We start from the raw sequence: 2,702 nt of genomic DNA, 5'->3' as shown, positions 1-2,702 counted from the left end.
CAAAGATTGTCCGGCGGCGACCTACTCTCCCACACCCTCCCGAGTGCAGTACCATCGGCGCTGAGAAGCTTAACTTCCGGGTTCGGAATGTAACCGGGTGTTTCCTCCCCGCCATAACCGCCGTAACCCTCCGAAACAGCATCTGCTTGCTGTCTCAGAATTGCCTAGTGGACGCGAGCAAAAACCTAGAAAGTATGCTTTGTGGTCAAGTCCTCGGCCTATTAGTACCGGTCAGCTCCACACGTTACCGCGCTTCCACCTCCGGCCTATCAACCCGATCATCTACCGGGAGCCTTACCCCATCACTGGGAGGGAGACCTCATCTCAAGGCGAGCTTCCCGCTTAGATGCTTTCAGCGGTTATCCCTTCCGAACGTAGCCAACCAGCCATGCACCTGGCGATACAACTGGCACACCAGAGGTTCGTCCGTCCCGGTCCTCTCGTACTAGGGACAGCCCCTTTCAAGTCTCCTACGCGCGCAGCGGATAGGGACCGAACTGTCTCGCGACGTTCTAAACCCAGCTCGCGTACCGCTTTAATGGGCGAACAGCCCAACCCTTGGGACCTACTCCAGCCCCAGGATGCGACGAGCCGACATCGAGGTGCCAAACCATCCCGTCGATATGGACTCTTGGGGAAGATCAGCCTGTTATCCCCGGGGTACCTTTTAGCCGTTGAGCGACACCGCTTCCACACGCCGATGCCGGATCACTAGTCCCAGCTTTCGCTCCTGCTCGACCCGTCAGTCTCACAGTCAAGCCCCCTTGTGCACTTACACTCAACACCTGATTGCCAACCAGGCTGAGGGAACCTTTGGGCGCCTCCGTTACCCTTTAGGAGGCAACCGCCCCAGTTAAACTACCCACCAGACACTGTCCCCGATCCGGATCACGGACCAGAGTTAGACGTTCAAAACGACCAGAGTGGTATTTCACCAAAGACTCCACCCGAACTAGCGTCCGAGCTTCCCAGTCTCCCACCTATCCTACACAAGACGCTCCAAACGCCAATGTCAAGCTGTAGTGAAGGTCCCGGGGTCTTTCCGTCCTGCTGCGCGTAACGAGCATCTTTACTCGTAATGCAATTTCGCCGGGTCTGCGGTTGAGACAGCGGGGAAGTCGTTACGCCATTCGTGCAGGTCGGAACTTACCCGACAAGGAATTTCGCTACCTTAGGATGGTTATAGTTACCACCGCCGTTTACCGGCGCTTAAGTTCTCACCTTCGCCAACTCGCGTCAGCTAAGCGGTCCCCTTAACGTTCCGGCACCGGGCAGGCGTCAGTCCGTATACATCGTCTTACGACTTCGCACGGACCTGTGTTTTTAGTAAACAGTCGCTTCCCCCTGGCCACTGCGACCCCCACCAGCCTCGGACGCACAGTCCTACACCAGCAGAGGTCCCCCTTCTCCCGAAGTTACGGGGGCAATTTGCCGAGTTCCTTAACCACAGTTCACCCGATCGCCTTAGTATTCTCTACCTGACCACCTGAGTCGGTTTAGGGTACGGGCCGCCACAACACTCACTAGAGGCTTTTCTCGGCAGCATAGGATCATCCACTTCACCACAATCGGCTCGGCATCACATCTCAGGATACGTGCGAGGCGGATTTACCTACCTCGCTCCCTACATGCTTACCCCAGGACAACCATCGCCTGGGCTGGACTACCTTCCTGCGTCACCCCATCGCTTACCTACTACCCGATCGGACCGAGCGTTCACTCTGACCCCAAGCCCGAAGGCTTTAGGCGAGCTAAGGACTCTTAGCATCACGAGGTTCAATATGGGCGCATTGAAGCGGGTACGGGAATATCAACCCGTTGTCCATCGACTACGCCTGTCGGCCTCGCCTTAGGTCCCGACTTACCCTGGGCGGATTAACCTGCCCCAGGAACCCTTGGTCATCCGGCGCGAGGGTTTCTCACCCTCGATTCGCTACTCATGCCTGCATTCTCACTCGCACAGCCTCCACAACTAGATCACTCTGCTGCTTCGCCGGCTGCACGACGCTCCCCTACCCATCAACACAGAACAAATTCTGCATCAATGCCACGACTTCGGCGGTGTACTTGAGCCCCGCTACATTGTCGGCGCAGAATCACTTGACCAGTGAGCTATTACGCACTCTTTCAAGGGTGGCTGCTTCTAAGCCAACCTCCTGGTTGTCTCTGCGACTCCACATCCTTTCCCACTTAGCACACGCTTAGGGGCCTTAGTCGGTGATCTGGGCTGTTTCCCTCTCGACTACGAACCTTATCGCCCGCAGTCTCACTGCCACGCTCTCACTTACCGGCATTCGGAGTTTGGCTGACGTCAGTAACCTTGTCGGGCCCATCAGCCATCCAGTGCTCTACCTCCGGCAAGAAACACGCAACGCTGCACCTAAATGCATTTCGGGGAGAACCAGCTATCACGGAGTTTGATTGGCCTTTCACCCCTACACACAGATCATCCCCCAGGTTTTCAACCCTGGTGGGTTCGGTCCTCCACCCAGTCTTACCTGAGCTTCAACCTGCCCATGCGTAGATCACTCCGCTTCGGGTCTACAGCATGCGACTCAAACGCCCTCTTCAGACTCGCTTTCGCTACGGCTCCCCCACACAGGTTAACCTCGCCACACACCATAACTCGCAGGCTCATTCTTCAAAAGGCACGCAGTCACATCACACAGAAGCAAGCTCCTGTACGCTCCTACGGCTTGTAG

At 56.6% G+C, this 2,702-nt stretch carries 2 rRNA genes (1 of these 2 cut by a window edge); both read right to left on the bottom strand.

What is annotated here, in order from left to right:
• Window positions 1–8: 8 nt before the first annotated feature.
• Window positions 9–125 (bottom strand): 5S ribosomal RNA (gene rrf, locus ABGB18_RS49180).
• A gap of 76 nt (window positions 126–201) precedes the next feature.
• A 23S ribosomal RNA gene (locus ABGB18_RS49175) occupies window positions 202–2,702 on the bottom strand; it runs 609 nt beyond the window's last position.

This window comes from Nonomuraea sp. B12E4 (assembly GCF_039871825.1).
GTDB lineage: Bacteria > Actinomycetota > Actinomycetes > Streptosporangiales > Streptosporangiaceae > Nonomuraea.
Note: the sequence above shows the minus strand (reverse complement) of the source record. Positions and strands in the feature narration are given on the sequence as shown.